We start from the raw sequence: 20,918 nt of genomic DNA on the forward strand, positions 1-20,918 counted from the left end.
CGGGAGCGTAGGTGAAGTTGCCTTTCAGCACTGTGAAAATCGGCCCGTACACACTAAGCAGTAACCTCTTCTTATCGCCGCTGGCGGGATACACGAACCTGCCCTTCCGGCTGACTCTGCGCGAGCTCGGCGGGCTCGCGTGGACGACCTGCGACCTCGTCAACGCCCGCTCGCTGATCGAGCGCACGCCCGCCGCACTGAAGCTTATCGCCAGCTCACCCGAAGATCGCCCTTTCGCGATTCAGCTCTTTGGCAACGTGCCCGAGGAAATGCGCGAGGCAGCGCGAATCGCCGAGGCCTGCGGCGCGCAGTCCGTCGACATCAACATGGGCTGCCCGGTCAAAAAAGTCGTCCGCGTGGGCGGCGGCTCCGCCATGATGACCGAGCTGAGGAAAACCGCGGCCCTCGTGCGCGGGATGGTCGAGGCCGTGAAAATCCCGATCACTGCCAAGATGCGCCTCGGCTGGGACGAGGATAACCTCAGCGCACCGGAGCTCGCTGCCGTCCTTGAGGAGGCCGGAGTCGCCGCCATCTTCGTGCACGGGCGCACGCGCGCCCAAGGCTTTAGCGGTCGCGTAAACCTGGGCGGCATCCGCGCCGTGGTTCAGGCCGTGCGCACGATCCCCGTTATCGGTAATGGCGACGTAACCACGCCCGAGGCCGCGCGGCAGATGATCGCCGAGACGGGCTGCGCGGGTGTGTCGATCGGGCGCGGCGCGTTTTACGACCCGTGGATTTTTCGGCGCACGGCCCACTACTTGCGCAGCGGCGAGCTGCTGCCCGAGCCCGACTTCGCCGAGCGCGTGCGCGTCATGCAGCGGCACTTCGACCGCTACTGCGAGTTCTACGGCGAGGCCCACGGCGCGCGGCTTTTCAGAAAAGTCGCCCCTTGGTACGCCAAACGCTTCGGCCCCGCGAAGCCCTTCAAGCAGGACGTCATCACGATCAACTCGCGCGCGGACTTCGCCGCAGTCCTCGGGCGCTACATCCAATGGCGCACCCAGTTTTGCGACGAGAGCGGCGAGCTGCTCCCCCGCTACGCGCTTGATCCGCTGCGCGCCTCTTTCATGGAAGCCGAGCACCGCGACAGCTCCGCGCCTGCCGAGCGCAGCGCGATCCCCGTCCCCAGAGGCCCCGTCGAAACGTGGTAGGCCCCGTGGCCTGAATAGCACGGGAGCGCGGCCTCGCACTACCCGTCGCCGCATGCGCCGCCCGTTGATGGGAAAAAAAGCGCCCCTCCCTCCCGCCCCCCCGGTCGACGACCGCAGCGTCAGTGCCCGCGCCCTCTCGCCAGTCTCCGGCATCCGCGCCTGCGGCTTTCACTTATTCTGTTGTCGCCTTGGCCGGGCCAAATGGCTTTCCTCCCGCCGCGGCTTAAGGCCGATACCCGCCCCCCAGACCCCAACATTTAAAAGTTCACGCGTTATCCCATGAGTACCCCGACGAGCTTTGTCAGCCGCTACCGCTGGAGCATCTGTGCGCTGCTGTTTTTTGCGACGACCATCAACTACATCGACCGCGCCGTGCTCGGCGTGCTCGCCCCACTCTTGCGCGACGAGCTCGGCTGGAGCGATCAGGACTACGGCCGGATCAGTGCCGCCTTTACCCTCGCCTATGCGCTCGGGTTTCTCTTCGCGGGCTGGTTCATCGACCGCGTCGGTACGCGCATCGGCTACACGGCCTACCTCGCGCTCTGGTCGCTCGCCGCCGCCGCTCATGCGCTGGCCAAAGGCGTGTTCGGCTTTGGCATCGCCCGCTTCGTACTCGGGCTGGGCGAGTCGGGCAACTTCCCCTCGGCGATCAAAACGGTAGCCGAGTGGTTTCCCAAGAAAGAGCGCGCACTGGCGACGGGCATTTTTAACGCGGGCAGCAATGTCGGCGCCGTCCTCGCCCCGCTCATCGTTCCGTGGCTCGCGCTGACCTGGGGCTGGCGCACGGCCTTTATCGTCACAGGGCTGGCGGGGCTCGTGTGGATCGCGTTCTGGTGGCCGATCTATCGGCGCCCGCGCGAGCACAAGCGCATCTCCGCAGGCGAGCTCAGCCTCATCGAGAGCGACCCGCCCGACGCGCCAGGAAAAGTCTCTTGGGGCCGCCTCCTGCGCTTTCGCCAGACCTGGGCCTTTGCGCTCGGCAAACTCCTCACCGACTCCATCTGGTGGTTCTACCTGTTCTGGTTTCCGCTCTTCATGGCCGATACCTTCGGCGTCGACCTGCGCACGATCGGGCTCCCGATGATCACCGTCTACGTGCTCGCGGATGTGGGCTCGGTGGGCGGCGGCTGGCTCAGCTCCTCGCTCCTGAAACGCGGCTGGAGTGCCAACGCCGCGCGCAAGACCGCGATGCTCGTCTGCGCCGCGTGCATCCTCCCTGTGGCACTCGCCCCGCATGTCGAGGGCAAGTGGGTCGCCGTGTGGCTCGTCGGGCTGGCGGCCTCCGCGCACCAGGGATTTTCGGCCAATATCTTCACGCTGGTCTCCGACATGTTTCCGCGAAAAGCGGTCGGCTCTGTCGTGGGAATCGGCGGGTTCTTTGGAGCGATGGGCGGCTTCATGATGAATCTCGGGGCGGGCTGGTTGCGCGAAAATACGGGCGGCTACAGCGTCATGTTCATCATCGCCGGTCTCGCCTACCTCGCCGCCATTCTCGTGATGCACCTGCTCTCCCCGCGCCTTGAGCCCGCCAAGCTTGACGCCAATCAAGACGGCATCGGGTAGTTCTTGCGCCGCGCCTGCCGGACAGGCGGGCGGGCGAGCGCGCGAATAGCGGGAGCTTGCCTAAGTCGAGTGCGGGTGGAGGCTCTCGCGGGCCATGCCTGAAGATCGCAAAGACACCAACCGCGCGCTCGTGCGCATCGGCTTCGATGGCACGGTGCACAAGACGTTTCGCGGGAGCGAGGCCGCCGAGCGTTTCGCCAACGAGGTGCGCGTGCTCCAGCACCTCGAAGCGCGCGGCTGCCACTTCGTCCCGCGGTTGATCAGCGCTGACCCGCAGGAGCTTAAAATCGTAACCACCAACTGTGGCCGCCGCGTCGAGCACATCAGCGACGAGAAGCTGCGCTCCCTGTTCGTCGAGCTTGAGAGCTATGGCGTGCGGCACGACGACCCGTACCCCCGCAACGTCACCTACCGGATTGCCGATGGGCGCTTCTGCCTCATCGACTTTGAACTCGCGACCTTGCTCGAAGATGCGAGCGCCCCGACGCAACCCGCACCTCATGACAAATAAACACGCCGAGCCAGCAGCGCCCGAGCCCGGGGAACCCGCGACAGACGATTCGGGAAAAGCCGCAGACTGTATTCGCCTCACCTGGTCGGCGCTCACACACCGGGGCAAAGTCCGCAAAAACAACGAAGACGCGTTCATCGGGCTGTGTTTCGATGGGCACGAGCTACACCACCTCGGCAAGTTTGGCGAAGCCTCCACCGACGCGCTCGACTTTGTCTTTGCCGTCAGCGACGGCATGGGCGGTGCGCAGGCGGGCGAGTTCGCCAGCCGGATCACCATCGATAAACTCTCGCGCTGGCTGCCGCGCAGCTTCCGGCTCTCGGCCAGCGGCGTCGCGCTCGATCACACGGAAGTGCTCCAGGAGGTTTTCCACGCCATCCACGCCGAGCTCGTCCACCTCGGACACAGCTACGAAGAATGCCGCGACATGGGCGCGACGCTCAGCCTCTGCTGGATCACACCGCAGAAAGTCTTCTTTGCCCACATCGGCGACAGCCGGATCTACCACCTGCCAAAGTCGGGCGCGCTGCGCCAGCTCTCGCACGATCACACGCACCCCGGCTGGCTGCGCCGCCAAGGAAAAATCAACGAACGCCAAGCCCGCCAGCACCCGATGAAGCACATGCTCAACCAGGCACTCGGTGCAGGGCGACAGTTTGCCGATCCGCAACTCGGTGCCGTCGTTTACGAGCCCGGAGACCGCTTCCTGATTTGCTCCGATGGGCTCATTGATGGGCTCTGGGATCACCACCTCGAAGAATTTGGGCGCGAGCCCGTACTCGGCAGCAACACGGAAAACGGTGCGCCAATCTCGGGGAAAACGGCTTCGCAGCCACCGCTCGCCGAGCGACTCATCGCCGAAGCACTCGACCGCTCAGGCCGCGACAACCTCACCGCAATCGTCATCGAAACCACTGCTGCCCAACGGTAGCCACGCCCACGACTTTCTTTCCGCTGCGCGTAGGACGGGAGGGTGGCCCTACGCGGGCGGCGGCAGGCGGTGCCTGCACCCATTTACTGTGCGGTTTGCTGCCGTGCGTCCCGCACGGCAGCAAACCGCACAGTTGAATGAAATCCCTGAACGGAGCTCAGGCGGGAGTTTAACCCGTTAACTTTTTCGCCGCGCCCAAATGGGTAACCCGCTCCATCCGCACTTGATGTCTCAGCCCCTGTCGTGAAACGACAGGGAGGATGGTCCGTTAAATTTGCGATTTTGTGCGGGCGCGAAGCGCACGGGCAAAATCGCAAATTCAATGGCACGTGGCGCCACGCCACCGCCCCGCGCGCAGCGGGAATTTCTGGCTCTGTTTCTTTGCGACGAATCGTCGGGACGCCGTGGCCTATGACTTCAGGTCTTTGGCGTGCACGCGTTGCACTCGCGTAAACTTGGCGCGGAACAACTCATCGATCAGGGCCAAGGTCGCCGGCGAGATTTTCTCCTGAAGTGAAGCAAGGCTCGGCAGCGGCCCTGCGAACGTCGCCTCTGGTTCGCCCTCTGCGGCGGAAAGCCCAAAACCGGCTCCCCGTCCATAGCCGCTCGCCGCTTCCTCGGCGAGGTAAGCGCTCTCCTCCTCCTCGCTCGGCCCTATGGGGACATCGTCATCTGGCGCAGCAAAGGAAGCAGAGGCCGCGTCCTCATCGGAAAGGGCACCCGGCGCAGGGGCGCTCACCTGTGCGACGGTCGGTGCAACCGCTTGCTCCGCTCGAAGGCCCGTCGACGGCGCACGTGCACCAGAAGCAACGGCAACACTCACTGCGGCTGACGGCGCAAAATACGACAACCGCTCAGCGGCATACGCCTCGGCCAACCGCGCGGCCAGTCGCGCTTCGAGCGTCTCAATCAGCCCTTTTTTTTTTCGCCGTCAGCGGCAGAGCCGCTTTCGGCAGACGGCTCACCCGCTTCCTCGGCTAGAGCGCTCAACTCCTTGATGAGCGAATCAATCGCGCGCGCACGGCTCGCCTCGACGGCTTTGAGCAGCGCGACCTCGAAGTTGATTTTTTCCGAAAGCCCCAGCTTCACGCTGCCCTCCCCTTCGCGCAGCGCGTCGAGGAGCCGCGTCACCTGCTCGGTGCTCATCGGGATGCCGCCAAGAAGCCTGGTGCTGCCACCTTGGGCGATTGCGTCGAGCAGCGCCTTGCGCAGATGCGCTTGCAGGTCGCTGAGCAGGCGCACGAGGTCGCGGCCCGCCGCGTCGCACTCGTCGACCAGAGCGATGATCTGCGGGTGATCCCCCGCGGCGAGCGCGGCGGCGAGCGCGGCGACTTTTTCGGCAGAGACGAGGCCGTAAACGTCGAGCACATCGGCTTCGGCAATCTCGCTCCCGCAAAAGGAGATCATCTGATCGAGGATCGATTGCGCGTCGCGCAGCCCGCCATCGGCCATCCGCGCGATGCAGGCGAGCGCCTCGGGCGTGATGGCGATTTTCTCGTCGTCAGCGATTTTTTGCAGCCGCCCGATGATCAGCTCCGCAGGGATCGGCTTGAGGTCGAAGCGCTGGCAGCGCGACAGGATAGTCGGCAAAACCTTCTGCACGTCGGTCGTTGCGAAGACGAATTTCACGTGCTCGGGCGGCTCTTCGAGCGTCTTCAGCAAGGCGTTAAAGGCCTGATTCGAGAGCATGTGCACCTCGTCGATGATGTAGACCTTGTACTTCCCCTGGCTGGGCGCGTAGCGCACATCGTCGCGCAAGTCGCGGATCTGATCCACCGAGTTGTTCGAGGCGCCGTCGATCTCGATTACGTCGAGCGAAGAGCCGTCCGTTATCGCCTGCACGACGGGGTCGTTTACGTCGAAATCGGCCTTCGGCCCGCCGGTGCAGTTCAGCGCCTTGGCAAAGATCCGCGCGGTCGATGTTTTCCCCGTGCCGCGCGGCCCCACGAGCAGGTACGCGTGGGCGATGCGGCCTCGCGCGATCGCGTTGCGCAGCGTGCGGACCACATGGTCTTGCCCCACCACATCTTCAAACGTTTGGGGGCGCCACTTGCGCGCGATCACTTGGTAGGAGCTGCTCGACATGGCCCGCTAGCCCAAGTCCAAGCCCGCCAAGCGCAAAGCAAAAAAAAGTGGCCAGGCACTCCACGGCACTGAGACAGCGTCGTTGCCGTTGCTACCTTCCGGTCCTGGCGGGGTTCACGCGCTGTGCCCATGCATGGCACCTGGCCGCCGCGGAAGCTAGGAGCTGCCAAGGGCCGATCAATCGCTAAATCGGCAAACTGCGGAAAATCGCGCACTCAAAAACGCGCGGCTACGGAGCTCGCTGCTTCACATGCGGGTACGAGGCGCGCGGCAGACGACGCGGCAGAGGGTAGCCGCGCCTGACCAGCGTGAGGCGTTCCGGCAATCTCGGCAGCCAGCCCCGCCGGCGGGACGCACCAAGCGGGGACGCGCGCCATCACGCACGCGCGCTCACCTCTGAGGCCTCTTCTCTGAGTGCCCGGAGCCCGGCCGTGGCTCGCGCTTTCCGTTGTCGCCCGGGCGCTGCGCTTGCTCGCGGCGGATGCGTTCACGCTCCCAGTATTTTTGCACGTCTTGCTTGAGTGTCTCGAAACGGTCGCGCTGGTCGGAGCGCAGCAGGCGCTCCACTTGTGCGTTCATCTTGTCGCCTATCGCGATCGTTTCCTGAAAGGTGTTGCCACGCAGTTCGCGCAGCTCGCGCTCGGCCTGGTGCACGATTTCGCGGAGTTGCTCGCGCTGCGCCTCATCGAGCTCCAGCCGCGCGGTGTAGCGTCGCATGACCGAAGGGGCAAAGCTCTCCAGCGAGCGCCCGCTGCCGTGCCGCGGAGGCGGTGCTTTCGAGGCCAGGCCGCGACGGGCGGCGAGCCCGCCAACGACCGCTCCAGCCAAAAACACACCGCAAAATGCGAGGATGATTTTCCAGCGCTTATTCATAAGCACCTCCACCCTCACCGAGGATGATCGCGGAGGGGTCTTCGACCGCGAAAAACAGCTCCTCATCCGCAGCGGCTACGCTCTGCGGCACGAAGAAATGCGCCGCGAGGGCCAGTGCCATCGTGAGCCCCGCGAGGCCCAGTGCGCGCAGCGAGAGCGTCTCCAGCAGCGATGGGCTGCTGCGCCGTTGCGCGAGGGCCCGCGCGGCAACCCGCGTGGCGAAGCCGTAGGGCGCGGCCTCCGGACCGCAGTTGGCGGAAAACTCTGCGCTCGATAGCTGGCGCGCGGCGCGGGTGAGCTCGGCCCAGGTCGCATCAGCAGAGCGGCGAGCCCGGCGGGCCGATTCGCCCGCGCAATTGGCGGAGGAAAGAGGAAGATGGGACGGCTTCATGAGCGTTCCTTTCGTTCTAGGGTTTCAAAAAGTTTGCGGAGTTTCTGCCGTGCGCGAAAGGCGCGCACCTTGATGAGGGTCGTAGACCAGCCGGTCAGGGCACTGATTTCGGCTCCGCTTTTTTGCTCCAAGTCTAATAAACGAATGACGAGCTGGTCGGTAGGTTTGAGCTGCCCTAGGAGCCGGTCGATGATCTCGCGGGCCGCGAGCGCGTCACCTGCGGTCAGGCCGGTGTCGGGAGAGGCAGCGTGCTCGACTACGCGGGCTTCGTTTTCCGAAAGATCGGCCCAGCGAAACTCGGGCCGGCGCTTCTGCGCGCGCAGCGCATCAATGCAGGTCGTCACCGCGATGCGCGACACCCAGTGCGTGAGTGGCACTGCGCCCTGATACTGATCGAGCCGTGAGAAGACCTTCATAAACACCTCCTGGGCAAGGTCTTCTTCGGTGAGGCGGCGCGGCACACGCGTGCGGACGATGCGGATGACCAGCGGGTAGAGGTGGTCGACGAGTTCGCGCGCCGCCGCTTGATCCCCCTCCCGCACTCGCGCGAGACAGGCCAGCAAGTCGAAGGACTCGTCATCGTCAGACATAGCGCGATTTCAGCAGCATCATACACGCGTGACAAGACGCGAGCCACTGGAGCAAGTTACGTGAGCACCGGCGCCGGAAGCCCCCCGCTCGCCCGATCTCATCCGGAATAAGACCGCGTAATATCGCGCATTAAAAAGCCTGCTGCTCCGCACATCGAAACCGCGGCGCGCGCACCACGCGCCGATCGGCACGGGGTGCCGGCCGGCGATTCGCGACGCGACTGCCACGGCCGGAAAGCGCTCCAGCGCGCCCCTTGAGACAAAGAGCCGTGAAGCCTGCCTTGACGGCGCGGCGCAGCGGCCTAGCTTCCGCGCTCTCTTCCCAATGCGAAACTGGCCGCAAGTCCTCCTACGACTTAGCAACGCGCACGATCTGTGAATCGCCCGCGCGCTACCTTGCGCCATCCGGGTGATCGTGCGCTCTCCAGTTTCCCGCCTGTCCCGCGCCAGTCTTGCGCAGCGAGGCTTTTCCCGCGAGCCGCGCGCCACGCCCGATGCGATACGCCGCCGCCTTCTGCCCCGCGCAGCGCCATTGGCCGAGCCTCGCACTCGCTCACCGTCTCTGTTGTTTCCTGAAATCACACTTTCCCACCCCTCCCTTTAATTCAGTCATGCAAGCTCCGCCCGTCACCAAGTACCGCGCCTTCCCGCCGGTCGATTTGCCCAACCGACAATGGCCTTCGCGCACCATCACCCAAGCACCGATCTGGTGCAGCGTTGACCTGCGCGATGGCAACCAGGCCCTCGCCCAACCGATGAGCATCGAGGAGAAGCTGGAGTACTTCGCCATGCTCGTGAAAATCGGGTTCAAGGAGATCGAAGTCGGCTTCCCCTCGGCCTCGCAGATCGAGTTCGACTTTGTGCGCCGCCTCATCGAGGGCGGCCTGATCCCCGAAGACGTGACGATCCAGATCCTCTGCCAGTGCCGCGAGGACTTGATCCTGCGCTCGCTGGAGTCGCTGCGCGGCGCGCGGCGCGTGATCTTCCACCTCTACAACTCCACCTCGCCCAAGCAGCGCGAATACGTCTTCGGCGCGACCAAGACCGAGATCGTCGCCATCGCCACGCACGCGGTCGGTTTTCTTAAGGAGAAAATGCAGCCGCTCGTCGCCGAGGGCACCCGGTTTCAGCTCGAATATTCGCCCGAGAGCTTCACCAGCACCGAGCTCGAGTTCTCGCTGGAGATTTGCGAGGCCGTCAGCGAAGTCTGGCAGCCGAGCGTCACCGACAAGATCATCCTCAACCTGCCCGCCACGGTCGAGTACGCGATGCCCAACGTCTACGCCGACCAGATCGAGTGGTTCTGCACGCACCTGCGCCACCGCGACCGCAGCCTTGTGTCGCTGCACACGCACAACGACCGCGGCACCGGCGTCGCCGCTACGGAGCTCGGCCTGCTGGCCGGGGCCGACCGCGTCGAAGGCACCCTCTTCGGCAACGGCGAACGCACCGGGAACCTGGACGTCATCACCGTCGCGCTAAACATGTACACGCACGGCATCCACCCGGCGCTCGACTTTTCGCAGATCAACGAAATCCGCGACACCTACGAACGCTGCACCAAGCTCGAAGTGCCGCCGCGCTCGCCCTACGCGGGCGACCTGGTCTTCACGGCCTTCAGCGGCTCGCACCAGGACGCGATCAAGAAATCCTGGCCCAAGCAGGCCGACGGCAAGCCTTGGGACGTGCTCTACATCCCGATTGATCCCGCCGACATCGGCCGCAGCTACAAGGCGATCATCCGCATCAACTCCCAGTCGGGCAAAGGCGGCGTCGCCTACATCCTGGAGCGCGAGTACGGGCTCGACCTGCCCAAGGCCATGCACCGCGAAGTCGGCCGCCTCATCAACACGCTGGCCGACAGCACGGGCCGCGAGCTCACCAGTCAGGAGATTTACCGCGCCTTCGTCGCCGAGTACCTCGACCGCGCGACACCGCTCGCCATCCAGCACTTCAAGTCCACCGAGACCGAAAGTGCCGTGCACTGCGAGGTCTCGATCATGCTCGACGGCACGAGCCACGCGCTGCGAGCCGAGGGCAACGGCCCGATCGATGCCTTCGTCCGCGCGCTCGCCACGACCACGCTCCCCAAGTTTGAAGTCCTCTCCTACTCCGAGCACTCGCTGGGCAAAGGCGCCGAGGCAAAGGCCGTCTCCTACATCCAGATCAAAACCGCGCGCGGCCAGACGCTCTACGGCGCAGGCACCGACACGAATATTGAGCTCGCCTCAATCAAGGCCGTCGTCAGTGCGCTCAACCGCAGTCTCTCCGCTTGATCGTCCGCAGTCGCAGTCCGCGCACACATCACTCTCCCGCACTCACGCCTCCGGCCGCTGCCAGAGGCCATTCCCTCATCTCTCCCACACATACACTTCCATGAAAGCCACCGCCTCCCTCCTCTTCCTTTTCGCCCTCGCGCTGCTCTTTGGCCCGAGCCTCAGCCCGCACGCACACGCGGCGGACTCCGCCGCCGCCGCTAGCGCACAAAGCGACGAGGAACTCGCACCTGCCACAAAGGAGCTCAACACGCTGATCGAAAAATACATCGATCACCCGGCCGGCCCCGGAGTAGCCGATGAGCTTTTCAAGGAGCTCGACGCACTCATCGCCAAATACGCGGGCGACCGCTCTGACCCCGTCGCACAGCTCGCCGCCTTCAAGGCCTTCATGACCTTCCAGGTCCGGGAAGATCCCGCCGAGGCGCGCAAACTCTTCGCGGCCATCGCCACCGACTTCCCCGGCACCGAAACCGCCGAGCAAGTCCCGGCCACGCTTGAGGCGCTCGACCAATTCGTCGCCGGAGCCGCCAGCGAACAAGCCCCCAAAGCGGACCTCGTCGGCAAGCCCGCCCCCGAGCTCAACTTCCTGTGGTCGAGCAAGGAAGGGCTCAAGAAGCTCTCCGACCTGCGCGGCCAGGTCGTCGTCATCGACTTCTGGGCGACCTGGTGCGGCCCCTGCATCAACTCCTTCCCCAATATCCGCGAAGAGGTCGCCCACTTCGCTGGCGCGCCCGTCACCTTCCTCGGCGTCACCAGCCTGCAAGGCGCGGTGCACAACCTCCAGCGCAAGCCCATCCAGACCAAGAACAACCCGCAGCGCGAACTCTCGCTGATGCCCGAGTTTATGGAGAAGTTCGACATGACCTGGGATGTCGTCTTCAGCGAAGAAGAAGTCTTTAACCCCGACTACGGCGTCGAGGGCATCCCGCACATGGTGATCATCGCGCCCGATGGCACCCTGCGCTACAGCGGGCTGCACCCCGCCGATCCGCGCGCCGACATCACCGGAAAAATCAGCGCCCTGCTGAAGGAGTTCGGCCTGGAAGCTCCCAAGAGCTAAGAGAGGAAATGGGTGGCGCGCCGTCAGCAAGTGGCGCGCCAACTGAAACAGTCGAACCCCTCCAGCCCCGGGTAGGAGATTTACGCGTTAACCAAAAACTTCGCCCGAATGGGTTTCCGCGTCATTCGCATTGAATGCCTCAACCCCTGTCGCAACGCGACAGGGGGGATGTCTCGTTAAATTTGCGATTTTGTTCGGACGCACAGCGCACGGGCAAAATCGCAAATTCAATGGAAGTGGCGACCCGCCACCGCCCCACGCGTAGTGCCGCTGAGAAAGACTCAGCTACGGCTGCTGCGCACGGCGGGTTCGCGTCATCATCATGGTGATGAGCCAGCCGGTGATGCCGATCAGGCCCATCACGATTGCCAGCGGGCGGCCCGTCCCGTCGTGCATTGCGCCGACTGCGGCCGAGGAGAGCCCGCCGAGCGCAAAGGGAATCGTCCCCATGAGCGATGAGGCGCTGCCCGCCGCCTTGCGATTCACCAAGCCCATGCCCAGTGCGCTCGCGTTGGGGAAGATCAGCCCCCCCGAGGCGATACACACCCACAGGCACGGCAGCGCCGTCCAGAAGCTGCCCCAGCCGAGCAAAAGCTGCCCGACAAACAAAAGCTCCGCGACCAGCTTTACGGTATAAGTCCCGAGCATGATTCGCCGCGCGGAAAAGCGCTTCAACAAGCGCAGGTTGAGCTGCGAACACAGAATCAGCCCCGCCGAGTTGGCCCCGAAAAACAGGCCGAAGGCCTGCTCGCTGATCCCGTGTTCTTCGATGAAAAACGTGGGCGCGCCCGAGATGTAGGCAAACATCCCGGCCGTCACGCAGGCAGACCCCAGCGTGTAACCGAGGAATACCCGCTCGCCCAGGAGCCCCCAATAAGTCCGCAGAATCTCGCGCACGCCGTGGCGCACACGCCGCTCCACCGGCAGGCTTTCCGGCAAACGCCGGAGCAAGGCCACCCAACAGCACAGGCTGAATGCGGCGATAACCCAAAAAATCCCGCGCCAGGAGCCCAGCAGCAGCAGTTGCCCGCCCACAATCGGCGCCATGATCGGGGCTGCCCCCATCACCAACATGTGCAGCGAGAAAAACCGGGCCGACTCGTGCTCGTCGAACTGGTCGCGCACAATCGCCCGCGTGATCACCATCCCCGCCGATCCGCCGAGCGCTACTGCGATGCGAAATGCGATCAGGGCGTGGATCGACCACGCCAGCGCACAGCCCAGCGTCGCCACACACAGTAAAAAGGTGCCAAACAACAGCGGCCCGCGCCGCCCCAGCCGGTCCGACACCGTCCCGTAAACCAGTTGGCCCACCGCCAGCCCCACCATGTAAAACGAAAGCGTGAGCTGCACCTGCCCCACCTCCACGCCCAGATCGGCGGCGATTTGCGGAAATGCCGGCAAGTACATGTCGATGCTCAAAGGCCCCAGAGCCGCCAGTGCACCGAGCAGCAGCACCAGCCCGCCGCGCGAGAGTGCACGCTGCCCATCAGTGGATCGCTTAGTCATCCCGTCGCTCCTGTGGCACAGCCGCCGCCACAATCCACCAAAAAACACTACGCCACTCCCGCCCCTCTCCTTTTTGCCCCCGCCAAAAACACGGGTGCGCTCACGCAGCAGTCGTCGTCAGCGCACCCACAAAAACGGCCTGCAACAGAAGTCCCGCTACTTCCTCCCGTCCACCGAGAGCTTCCCGGGACCCGCGAAAAGCACCGCCAACGCGGCCACGAGGTAGAGGAAGGCCAGCTCGCCGTTGTTATCGCCGGTCAACGCCGCCTTGTGCACCAGCAGGAATGCCACCGCCATGCTTATCCCGATGACCAGCGCGGCGAAGCGCGCCTTCAGCCCCACGATCAGCAGCAACGAGCAAACCACTTCGGTAAAGACCACCAGCGTGACGGAGGCATGCGCACCGATTCCGATCAGGTTGAGCCCCCACTGGGTCCACTGCTCTATCGTGCCGCTAAAGTTCGTGAGCTTCTTCCAGCCGTGAGCGTAGATCAGGCCAAAACCGGCGAGCACACGCACGAGCAACAAGGCCAGATCGCTGCTCTGCGGGATGAATTTAAGATTAAGGAATTTCATGGGATGTAACAGGGGGTTGTGGGTAACGGGATTCGTTTTCGCGCCGAACCATGCCGCCGCCTCCCGATTTGTCCAACCTTCTACGCAAAACCCCGCCCGAGAAATGCGACTATCTGGCAAGTGCGCGCCTGCGAACCTGCGCGCACCGACATGCCCGGAGCTGCGCAAAGCCCCCGGCAAAAAACCTCCGCAATGCACACTCGCCAGCCGCGCCCCGGCCGCATGGCTTGTGTGAATGTTACCGAAGGGACAGATTTTGGGGCAGCCGTTGACGGCGCTGGCGCCGATGCAGGATGTGACTGACCTCGCCTTCATGCGTGTGGTCGCGCATTACGGCGCGCCGGACTACTTCTTCACCGAGTTCTTCCGCGTCCATGCGAGCTCCCGCCCCGAGAAGCACATCCTGCGCTCGATTGTCGAAAACGACACGGGCCGCCCCATTTTTGCGCAGCTCATCGGCGAGGACATCCCCCAGCTCGCCCGCACCGTGCGCGAGCTCCGGGCGCACCCCATCGCAGGCATCGACCTGAATCTCGGCTGCCCCGCGCCAAAGGTTTACAAGAAAAACGTGGGCGGCGGCCTGCTGCGCGACCCGCAGCGGATCGACGAGATCCTGGCCGCCCTGCGCGAGGTCTGCGGCACCGGCCTTTTTACGGTAAAAATGCGGATCGGCTTCGACGATGCGGCGCCGTTTGAGGCCGTACTCGATAGCGTAAACCGACACGCGGCCGATCTGCTCAGCGTGCACGGGCGCACCGTGCGCGAGGGCTACCGCGGCGAGGTGCACTACGACTTGATCGCCCGGGCCGTTGCCCGCGCAGCCTGCCCCGTCCTCGCCAATGGTAACGTCACTTCCGCGGCGCGGGCGCGCGCTGTCCTCGCCGAAACAGGCGCAGCGGGTGTGATGATCGGCCGCCACGCGATTCGCAATCCGTGGATCTTTACGCAGTGCCGCGCGGCGTTTGCCGGACAGGCCGCCGCGCCCGTCTCACTGGCACAGGTGCGCGACTACATCGAGCGGCTCTACGAGGCGACGCGCAGCGCAGATTTCCCCGAGCGCGCCCACGTCAACAAGATGAAGAAATACCTCAACTTCGTGGGCCAAAGCGTCGCCCCTGACGGCGCCTTCCTCTACGAGATGCGGCGCAGCACCAGCGCCGCCGAGCTCTTCGCCGTGTGCGACGCACACCTGCTCGCCGAGCCAGATAAACCCTACGCCGACGAACCCTACCCGGGCGTCATCGCCCGCCCCAACTCCGAAGGCTGTCAGGCCCCCCTCGTCCATTGACGAGCCGCCAGGCGGGAGGGCGAGCGACTCGCCCAAGAGAAGAGGCGAAGACCGCACTACGCGTGCAGCGGTGGCGGGGCGCCACGTGCCATTGAATTTGGGAATCGGCTCCGGCGCGTAGCGCCGAAGCACGATTCCCAAATTGAACGGGCCCACTCCCAGTCGCGTTGCGACTGGGAAGAAGCCTGAAACGAAAAAGGAGCGTAGACCCATTTGGGCGAGATGAAGCGATTTACCGGTGAATCACCGATTAATGGTCAGGCCCTTTCTACTGTGCCGCTTGCGGGTTGTGCGGAACGCACGGCCCACAAGCGGCACAGTAAATGGGTGCAGGCACCGCCTGCCGCCGCCCGCGCAGGGCAGTCTCAGACTGTTTTTTTGGCGAGCCGCTCGTTGGCCGCGCGTCAGCTTCGACTCGTTTATTATGCGCGTGGCCCGTTGGGCGCGGGTGGCTTATTCGAGGCCGAGTTTTTTGCGGCCTTGGTCGGAGATCATTTGGGGCGTCCAGATGGGATCCCAGACGATGTGTACTTTTACGTCTTCGACGGTGGGCAGTGCGGCGATGAGGCGGCGGGCGTCTTCGGCGATTACGGGGCCCATGCCGCAGCCTGGCGCGGTGAGCGTCATCTTGACCTCCACGCGGTGCTGACCGTTCTCGGTCTTCTCGATGGAGAGATCGTAGACGAGGCCCAGGTCGACGATGTTGACGGGGATCTCGGGGTCGAAGCAGCCGCGCAGCGCGGCCCAAACGGCGTCGGCGCTAAACGACGCGGTGTCCGCTGAGGGTGTATCCGCGGAGGCCGCGCCCGGCTCTGGCACGTAGTCGCTGAGTGCATCGGCATCGGCGGCGGCGATGCGAAACAGCCCCGAGTCGAGCCGTACGGTGATGTTGCCGCCGAGGGTTTGGGTGATCTGCAGCTCGGATCCGATTGGCAGTGTCACCGCTTCGCCCGAGGGGATGCGGGTCGCCTGCACATCGCGTTTTAGTATGTGTTCCATAGAGAAGCTTAAGTCGGTGGTGGGAGCGTATTGGGTGAATAGGTCACGCGCGGCGCGAGCGCGGTAGATCGTGCGCGAGTGGTGTGCGCTCAGTCGAGCTGCACGGAGAAGGGCAACCGCGCGTAAATCCGGTTGGGGTCATTATAGGTTTCGAGCGACTGGAGCTCGCTTGTGGCGCGTTTCCACAGTGCACCGAGCGAGACGCGCGCAGTCCCGCTCAGAGCCACCCTCCCGCCCCTTCGCGCGCGCACTTCGCCAAAGCAGCTTTCCAGAAATTCTTCAAAAAACTCGCCCAGCATTTCGTTAAAATTCTTCGCCTTCGGGTATTCGCTCACGCGGTAGCTCCCCAGTCCGGCGGACTCCGCCGCGTAGTGGATCGCCTCGCGCAGGCCGCCCAGCTCGTCGACGAGGCCCAGCCGCTGCGCTTGCGTGCCCGACCACACGCGCCCCTGGGCGATCTCCTGCACGCGGTCGGGGGCGAGGCCGCGCCCTGCGGCGACGCGCTCGATAAAGCGCTCGTAAGTCCAGTCCACCATGCGCTGCGCCTGCGCCAGCTCGGCGGCGGTCATCGGGCGATCAATCGCGCCCGAATCGGCGAAGCGACCTGTCTTCACCGTGTCCACGCCTACGCCCAGGCGCCCGGCGAGCTGCTCTACGTTAAAGAACAGGCCGAAGACGCCGATGGAGCCCGTCACCGTAACGGGCTCGGCAAAGATCCGGTCGGCGAAGGAGGAGATCCAATAGCCACCCGACGCGGCGACCGAGCCCATTGAGACGACGACCGGCTTCACCTCGGCGGCGAGCCGCATTTCGCGCAAGATCGCTTCGGAGGCCGAGGCGCTGCCGCCCGGGCTATCCAGCCGCAGGACGATGGCTTTGACGCGGTCGTTTTTGCGCAGCTCGCGCAGCTCCGAGACGAAGCGCTCGGCGCCGATCTCCCCTCGCCCGCCCTGCCCGTCGACGATCGCGCCCTCCGCATAGAGCACGGCGATGCGGCCGCGCGGGCGCGGGCGGTCGTCCTCTCTGGCGACGACGAGGATCTTCCCCGAGTCTTCGCCCGTGTCGCCGCCGCTGCGCCCCTCCCGCCCCTCCACGCGCAGGGCGCGCGCGTATTTCGTGAGCGTGATCTGCCTGAAATCGCTGCGCGGCGACTCGACCTGCGTCCGCTCCTTCAGCTCTTCCCAAATCTCATCCCGGTACGCGAGCCGGTCGACCAAGCCGTACTTCAATGCGGACTCCGCCATCAAGGGCCCCTCGGTATCTACCGCCGCCTGGATCGCCGCGACCTCCAGCCCACGGCCCGCCGCGATTTCGCCCAGCAGGCTTGCCCACACGTCGCCGAGGAGCTGCTGGAGCTGCTCGCGGTTCTCCTTGCTGAAGCCCTCGCTGGTGAAGGGCTCGACCGCGCTCTTGTACTTGCCGACGCGCGTCACCTGCACGCCGACGCCGAGTTTTTCGAAGGCGTTTTTGAAAAACAGCCCCTGCGAGGCGAGGCCCGGCATCACCACTGCGCCAAAGGGATCCAGCGCGATGTCGTCGGCCACCGAGGCGAGGTAGTACTCCCCCGTCATCGCGTGGCTCAGGTAGGCCTGGACGGGTTTGCCCGACTCCTTGAAGTCGAGCAGCGCGCCGCGCAGCTCGCGGCGCTCGGCGAGGCCCGTGCTGCCGCTGGCGCCGAGGAGAACGAGCCCCTCGATGCGCGGGTCTTGCCCGGCGGCGCGGATCGCCTCGACCGCGCGTCGCAGTGCCAGCGTGCGCGGCGCTCCCTGCCCGAGGAAAAACGACGCGTCCAGATCCGGCGCGCCCGCCTGCTCGCGAAAGCTCGTCGCCATATCGACGACGAGGTACGCGCCCTGCGGCACCTCAGGTGCCTGGCTGCTCTGCTGCCCGAGGAGTCCCAGCCCTAGCACAAACAGCAGCATGAGCGCAAAGCTGCCACCCACAAAAATGAGCAGCGCCACAAAAGCCCCGAGCACTGAGGTCAAGAAATGCTTCATACGTGCGCGCAGCATGCGGCCCCGCGCCCGCCAAGCCAGCCAAACCGGCAGAGCCAGCCGCACGCGCGGGCGGCTGTCCATTCCGACGGTGGTACCGCCGCCGCCGAGTTGGGCGAAGGCAGCACCGCGCGCACAGGAGCACCGCGCACTGCGCGCGAATGCGGGAGCGCGCGCTCCCCCCCCGCCGCCCCTTGAGCCGGCGCGGCGAGGAGCCATCGATGCTCCCCTCCAAGCGGTTTGCCCAACGAATATTTGCCAGCTCCCGCGCCCCACTCACGCTCCCGTGTCATGCTTGATTCTGGCGACTCCAAAGACCTGCTCACCACCCACCGCAAAGCCCTGCGCATCAACCTCGACACCAGCAAGTACGGCACCTTTGCCGAGATCGGCGCGGGCCAGGAAGTCGCCCGCGTGTTTTTCCAGGCGGGCGGCGCCTCGGGCACCGTCGCCAAGACGATCTCCGCCTACGATATGACGTTTAGCGACGCCATCTACGGCAAAGCCCCGCGCTACGTCTCCCAGGAGCGGCTGCTGCTGATGCTCGACCACGAGTTTGAGCTCCTGCGCGAGCGGCTCGCCGAGAGCCGCGGCGCGAAGACCCAGTTCTTCGTCTTCGCCGACACCGTCTCCGCGCGCAACTACTCGGGCACCAACGAGCAGCACGGCTGGATGGGCGTGCGCTTCCAGCCCGCGCCCGCGGCCGAGCCCAGCGAGATCGTCCTGCACGTGCGCATGTCGGATAAGGACAACCTGCTCCAGCAAGAGGCGCTCGGCATCGTCGGAACGAACCTCGTCTACGCCGCATTTTACTACCGGCACGACCCGCAGAAATTCATCGCCTCGCTGCTCGACCACCTGAGCCCCCAGCGCATCGAGATCGACATGCTCGAGTTTCGCGGGCCCGAGTTTGCGCACATCGACAACCGGCTCACCTCGCTGCTCCTCGTGCACTACGGCTTGACGAATGCCGTCATGTTCGGCCCCGGCGGCTCGGTGCTCCAGCCCTCCGAAGTGCTGCGCAAAAAAGCGATCCTCGTCGAGCGTGGCAGCTTCCGCCCGGTGACTCACGTAAACGTCGACATGCTCAAGTGCGCTGCCGAGCAGTTCATGCAAGAGCCGCTCGTCAAAGACCGCGAGGTCGTCGTCCTCATGGAAATCACCGTGCTGAACCTGATCGCGAGCGGAGAGTTTGACTCGGCCGACTTTCTCTCGCGCGTGGATCTGCTCGGCGCGATCGGCTTCACCGTGTTGATCTCCAACTACTCGGAGTTTTACCGGCTCACCGCCTACTTCCGCCGCTATACCAAGGAGATGATCGGCATGGCGATGGGCATCACCAACCTGGTCGAGATTTTTAACGAAAAATACTACGACAACCTCGAGGGCGGCATCCTCGAATCGCTCGGGCGCCTGTTCCGCCACTCGGTGAAGCTCTACGTCTACCCGATGCTCCTTGAGGCGTATCAGCAATACATCAGCACCGGCGAAAACGGCACGCCGCCCGCTGCGCTGCCCTCCGCGCCAAACGCCCCCGGGGTGCCCGACGCCGCGCAGCTGCGCGCCGCTGCACCGGCTGCCACCGTCACCGCACGCAACATCCAGGTCGCCCCCCACCTGCGCAACCTCTACGCGCATCTCCAGGACAACTGCTACATCGAGTGCCTCACGGGCTATAACCCCGACATCCTCCACATCTTCTCGCGCGAAGTCCTCCGCCGCATCCGTGCCAAAGACCCGAGCTGGGAAGAGCTCGTACCCGACTCCGTCGCCACCGTCATCAAGGCCCGCGAGCTCTTCAGTTATAAGAAAACGGAAACGGAAAACCTGCCCGAGGAGGCCGCTGCGGGGCGCTCCGGCGCAGCGACCGCTCCGCAACCGGCCTGAAATCGCACGCGCTCCGCCGCGCAAAAACTGCCCACTCGCTCGCACGCCTAAAACATCTCCTCCGCGCTCACACACACGCTCTCCCGCTCGACCGCACGCCTCACGCCTCTTTACCGCCATGCGCTTTTACAAATACCACGCCCTCGGAAACGACTACCTAGTCCTCGACCCGTCCGACTATCGCGAGTGGAGCCGCAGCGCAGGCGGCGCGCCGCCCGCCGAGCAAATCCGGCTGATCTGCCACCGCCATTACGGGGTCGGCTCCGACGGCATTCTCTGGGGGCCCGTGCCGCAAGCAACCGGCACGACGAGTACCGCGCCAACAAGTGGCGTGAGAAACGGCACCGCCGCGCCCGACCGCGCCTCCGGCGGCGCCGCCCATCACTCCGCGCCGCCGCCCGCGCTGCGGATTTTCAACCCCGATGGCTCTGAGGCCGAGAAGTCGGGAAACGGGCTGCGCATCTTCGCCCGCTACCTCGCCGAGCACGGCCTCGTGCAGGGCGACCGCTTTTCGATCCACACCGCGGGTGGGCCCGCTCAAGTCGAAGTCCTTGAGCGCAGCGCAGGCCGCCCCTGGCGGATGCGCATCGGCATGGGCCGCGTGACCTTCGACAGCCCGCAAATCCCGGTCGCGGGCCCTTCGCGCGAAGTGCTGGGCGAGGCAATCGCCGCCGGCGGCAGGCACTTCAGCTTCTCCGCCGCCAGCGTGGGCAATCCCCACTGCGTCATTCCGCTGCCCGAGATTTCCGAAGAACTCGCCCGCCAGTACGGCCCCGTCATCGAGACGCATCCGCTGTTTCCCCAGCGGATCAACGTCCAGTTCATGCAAGTGATCGACCGCGCCAATATCCGGATCGAGATCTGGGAGCGCGGCGCGGGATATACGCTCGCCTCGGGCACCAGCTCCAGCGCGGCCGCCGCCGTCGCCCACCGGCTCGGGCTCGTGGACGCCCAAGTCACCGTGCACATGCCCGGCGGCACACTCGAAGCCGAGGTCAGCCCCGACTGGCAGCTCACCCTCAGCGGCACCGTGACCAAGGTCGCCGAAGGCACAATCGCCCCCGATCTGCGAGCGGCGCCGGCGAACGCATGAGGCCGCCGTCACTTGAGGGACTCCGCGCACCCGGCCCTCCGGAACTGTGTGCGCCCCCTCCCGCCCTCCCCTCCTTCCCTAATAGAAGAGGCGAAGACTCCTTATAGCTGTGAGTAAGGGTTGAACTGGCTGCGGAAG

At 65.1% G+C, this 20,918-nt stretch carries 18 protein-coding genes and 1 other RNA gene; 9 read left to right on the forward strand and 10 right to left on the reverse strand.

Annotation, left to right across the window (positions count from 1 at the left end; genetic code table 11):
* Positions 1-32 precede the first annotated feature (32 nt).
* The 4 genes from dusB (at position 33) to AXK11_RS03465 (ending at position 4,156) form a co-directional block, all read left to right on the forward strand.
* Positions 33-1,151, forward strand: coding sequence for a tRNA dihydrouridine synthase DusB (gene dusB, locus AXK11_RS03450; protein WP_068629432.1), 1,119 nt, complete (start codon positions 33-35; stop codon positions 1,149-1,151).
* Between the two features lie 279 nt (positions 1,152-1,430).
* Positions 1,431-2,714: an MFS transporter gene (locus tag AXK11_RS03455; RefSeq protein WP_068629350.1), complete on the forward strand. Its 1,284-nt coding sequence runs from the start codon at positions 1,431-1,433 to the stop codon at positions 2,712-2,714.
* A 94-nt stretch (positions 2,715-2,808) separates the two neighbouring features.
* On the forward strand, positions 2,809-3,225 hold the full coding sequence (locus tag AXK11_RS03460; protein ID WP_068629352.1) for a BUD32 family EKC/KEOPS complex subunit: 417 nt from the start codon (positions 2,809-2,811) through the stop codon (positions 3,223-3,225).
* Complete coding sequence (locus AXK11_RS03465) at positions 3,215-4,156, forward strand: PP2C family protein-serine/threonine phosphatase (protein WP_082780835.1); 942 nt, start codon at positions 3,215-3,217, stop codon at positions 4,154-4,156. The genes AXK11_RS03460 and AXK11_RS03465 overlap by 11 nt, the downstream gene beginning before the upstream one ends.
* Positions 4,157-4,565: 409 nt before the next feature.
* Here the strand turns inward: AXK11_RS03465 and AXK11_RS03470 are convergent, their stop codons facing one another.
* The 6 genes from AXK11_RS03470 to AXK11_RS03495 form a co-directional block, all read right to left on the reverse strand.
* Positions 4,566-4,895, reverse strand: coding sequence for a hypothetical protein (locus AXK11_RS03470; RefSeq protein ID WP_068629355.1), 330 nt, complete (start codon positions 4,893-4,895; stop codon positions 4,566-4,568).
* Positions 4,896-5,065: 170 nt separating this feature from the next.
* Positions 5,066-6,241, reverse strand: a complete 1,176-nt coding sequence (gene dnaX / locus AXK11_RS03475) for a DNA polymerase III subunit gamma/tau (protein ID WP_068629357.1) — start codon at positions 6,239-6,241, stop codon at positions 5,066-5,068.
* A 46-nt stretch (positions 6,242-6,287) separates the two neighbouring features.
* Positions 6,288-6,387: signal recognition particle sRNA small type (ffs, locus tag AXK11_RS03480), an RNA gene on the reverse strand.
* A 244-nt stretch (positions 6,388-6,631) separates the two neighbouring features.
* Positions 6,632-7,114, reverse strand: a complete 483-nt coding sequence (locus tag AXK11_RS03485; RefSeq protein WP_068629359.1) for a hypothetical protein — start codon at positions 7,112-7,114, stop codon at positions 6,632-6,634.
* Complete coding sequence (locus AXK11_RS03490) at positions 7,107-7,505, reverse strand: hypothetical protein (RefSeq protein WP_068629361.1); 399 nt, start codon at positions 7,503-7,505, stop codon at positions 7,107-7,109. The genes AXK11_RS03485 and AXK11_RS03490 overlap by 8 nt, the downstream gene beginning before the upstream one ends.
* Entirely contained in the window at positions 7,502-8,095 is a 594-nt protein-coding gene (locus tag AXK11_RS03495) for an RNA polymerase sigma factor (protein ID WP_068629363.1), read from the reverse strand. The genes AXK11_RS03490 and AXK11_RS03495 overlap by 4 nt, the downstream gene beginning before the upstream one ends.
* Before the next feature lie 611 nt (positions 8,096-8,706).
* Here AXK11_RS03495 and leuA point away from each other — a divergent pair.
* Both leuA and AXK11_RS03505 read left to right on the forward strand, forming a co-directional pair.
* Positions 8,707-10,371, forward strand: coding sequence for a 2-isopropylmalate synthase (leuA, locus tag AXK11_RS03500; protein WP_068629365.1), 1,665 nt, complete (start codon positions 8,707-8,709; stop codon positions 10,369-10,371).
* 100 nt (positions 10,372-10,471) lie between these two features.
* Entirely contained in the window at positions 10,472-11,434 is a 963-nt protein-coding gene (locus AXK11_RS03505) for a peroxiredoxin family protein (protein WP_068629367.1), read from the forward strand.
* 285 nt (positions 11,435-11,719) lie between these two features.
* On the opposite strand, the gene AXK11_RS03510 is transcribed toward AXK11_RS03505, so the two are convergent.
* Together AXK11_RS03510 and AXK11_RS09995 are read right to left on the reverse strand one after the other, a co-directional pair.
* Complete coding sequence (locus AXK11_RS03510) at positions 11,720-12,943, reverse strand: Bcr/CflA family multidrug efflux MFS transporter (protein WP_068629369.1); 1,224 nt, start codon at positions 12,941-12,943, stop codon at positions 11,720-11,722.
* Between the two features lie 156 nt (positions 12,944-13,099).
* Positions 13,100-13,519, reverse strand: a complete 420-nt coding sequence (locus AXK11_RS09995) for a DoxX family protein (RefSeq protein ID WP_068629370.1) — start codon at positions 13,517-13,519, stop codon at positions 13,100-13,102.
* Between the two features lie 235 nt (positions 13,520-13,754).
* On the opposite strand from AXK11_RS09995, the gene AXK11_RS03520 reads away from it, so the two are divergent.
* Positions 13,755-14,807 (forward strand): tRNA dihydrouridine synthase, encoded by a 1,053-nt coding sequence (locus AXK11_RS03520; RefSeq protein WP_068629372.1) that lies wholly within the window; start codon positions 13,755-13,757, stop codon positions 14,805-14,807.
* A gap of 453 nt (positions 14,808-15,260) precedes the next feature.
* On the opposite strand, the gene sufT is transcribed toward AXK11_RS03520, so the two are convergent.
* Positions 15,261-15,806 carry a putative Fe-S cluster assembly protein SufT gene (gene sufT, locus AXK11_RS03525; protein WP_068629374.1) on the reverse strand — a complete coding sequence of 182 codons (546 nt, stop codon included), beginning with the start codon at positions 15,804-15,806 and terminating at the stop codon, positions 15,261-15,263.
* Between the two features lie 89 nt (positions 15,807-15,895).
* Positions 15,896-17,803: a signal peptide peptidase SppA gene (sppA, locus tag AXK11_RS03530; protein ID WP_082780848.1), complete on the reverse strand. Its 1,908-nt coding sequence runs from the start codon at positions 17,801-17,803 to the stop codon at positions 15,896-15,898.
* Positions 17,804-18,091: 288 nt separating this feature from the next.
* Here sppA and AXK11_RS03535 point away from each other — a divergent pair, with 288 nt between their 5' ends.
* A complete protein-coding gene (locus AXK11_RS03535; RefSeq protein ID WP_068629376.1) occupies positions 18,092-19,687 on the forward strand; it encodes a nucleotidyl transferase family protein in 1,596 nt (531 codons plus the stop codon).
* Positions 19,688-19,805: 118 nt separating this feature from the next.
* Positions 19,806-20,780, forward strand: a complete 975-nt coding sequence (gene dapF, locus AXK11_RS03540) for a diaminopimelate epimerase (RefSeq protein ID WP_068629378.1) — start codon at positions 19,806-19,808, stop codon at positions 20,778-20,780.
* Positions 20,781-20,918: the final 138 nt, after the last annotated feature.

This window comes from Cephaloticoccus primus (assembly GCF_001580015.1).
Classification (GTDB): Bacteria; Verrucomicrobiota; Verrucomicrobiia; order Opitutales; family Opitutaceae; genus Cephaloticoccus; species Cephaloticoccus primus.

What these genes read in the sequence shown, in the direction of transcription:
- AXK11_RS03455 (WP_068629350.1), top strand. Translation starts at nt 1,431, where the DNA reads ATGAGTACCCCGACGAGCTTTGTCAGCCGCTACCGCTGGAGCATCTGT.
- AXK11_RS03460 (WP_068629352.1), top strand. Translation starts at nt 2,809, where the DNA reads ATGCCTGAAGATCGCAAAGACACCAACCGCGCGCTCGTGCGCATCGGC.
- AXK11_RS03465 (WP_082780835.1), top strand. Translation starts at nt 3,215, where the DNA reads ATGACAAATAAACACGCCGAGCCAGCAGCGCCCGAGCCCGGGGAACCC.
- dnaX (WP_068629357.1), bottom strand. Translation starts at nt 6,241, where the DNA reads ATGTCGAGCAGCTCCTACCAAGTGATCGCGCGCAAGTGGCGCCCCCAA.
- AXK11_RS03485 (WP_068629359.1), bottom strand. Translation starts at nt 7,114, where the DNA reads ATGAATAAGCGCTGGAAAATCATCCTCGCATTTTGCGGTGTGTTTTTG.
- AXK11_RS03490 (WP_068629361.1), bottom strand. Translation starts at nt 7,505, where the DNA reads ATGAAGCCGTCCCATCTTCCTCTTTCCTCCGCCAATTGCGCGGGCGAA.
- AXK11_RS03495 (WP_068629363.1), bottom strand. Translation starts at nt 8,095, where the DNA reads ATGTCTGACGATGACGAGTCCTTCGACTTGCTGGCCTGTCTCGCGCGA.
- leuA (WP_068629365.1), top strand. Translation starts at nt 8,707, where the DNA reads ATGCAAGCTCCGCCCGTCACCAAGTACCGCGCCTTCCCGCCGGTCGAT.
- AXK11_RS03505 (WP_068629367.1), top strand. Translation starts at nt 10,472, where the DNA reads ATGAAAGCCACCGCCTCCCTCCTCTTCCTTTTCGCCCTCGCGCTGCTC.
- AXK11_RS03510 (WP_068629369.1), bottom strand. Translation starts at nt 12,943, where the DNA reads ATGACTAAGCGATCCACTGATGGGCAGCGTGCACTCTCGCGCGGCGGG.
- AXK11_RS09995 (WP_068629370.1), bottom strand. Translation starts at nt 13,519, where the DNA reads ATGAAATTCCTTAATCTTAAATTCATCCCGCAGAGCAGCGATCTGGCC.
- AXK11_RS03520 (WP_068629372.1), top strand. Translation starts at nt 13,755, where the DNA reads ATGTTACCGAAGGGACAGATTTTGGGGCAGCCGTTGACGGCGCTGGCG.
- sufT (WP_068629374.1), bottom strand. Translation starts at nt 15,806, where the DNA reads ATGGAACACATACTAAAACGCGATGTGCAGGCGACCCGCATCCCCTCG.
- sppA (WP_082780848.1), bottom strand. Translation starts at nt 17,803, where the DNA reads ATGAAGCATTTCTTGACCTCAGTGCTCGGGGCTTTTGTGGCGCTGCTC.
- AXK11_RS03535 (WP_068629376.1), top strand. Translation starts at nt 18,092, where the DNA reads ATGCTTGATTCTGGCGACTCCAAAGACCTGCTCACCACCCACCGCAAA.
- dapF (WP_068629378.1), top strand. Translation starts at nt 19,806, where the DNA reads ATGCGCTTTTACAAATACCACGCCCTCGGAAACGACTACCTAGTCCTC.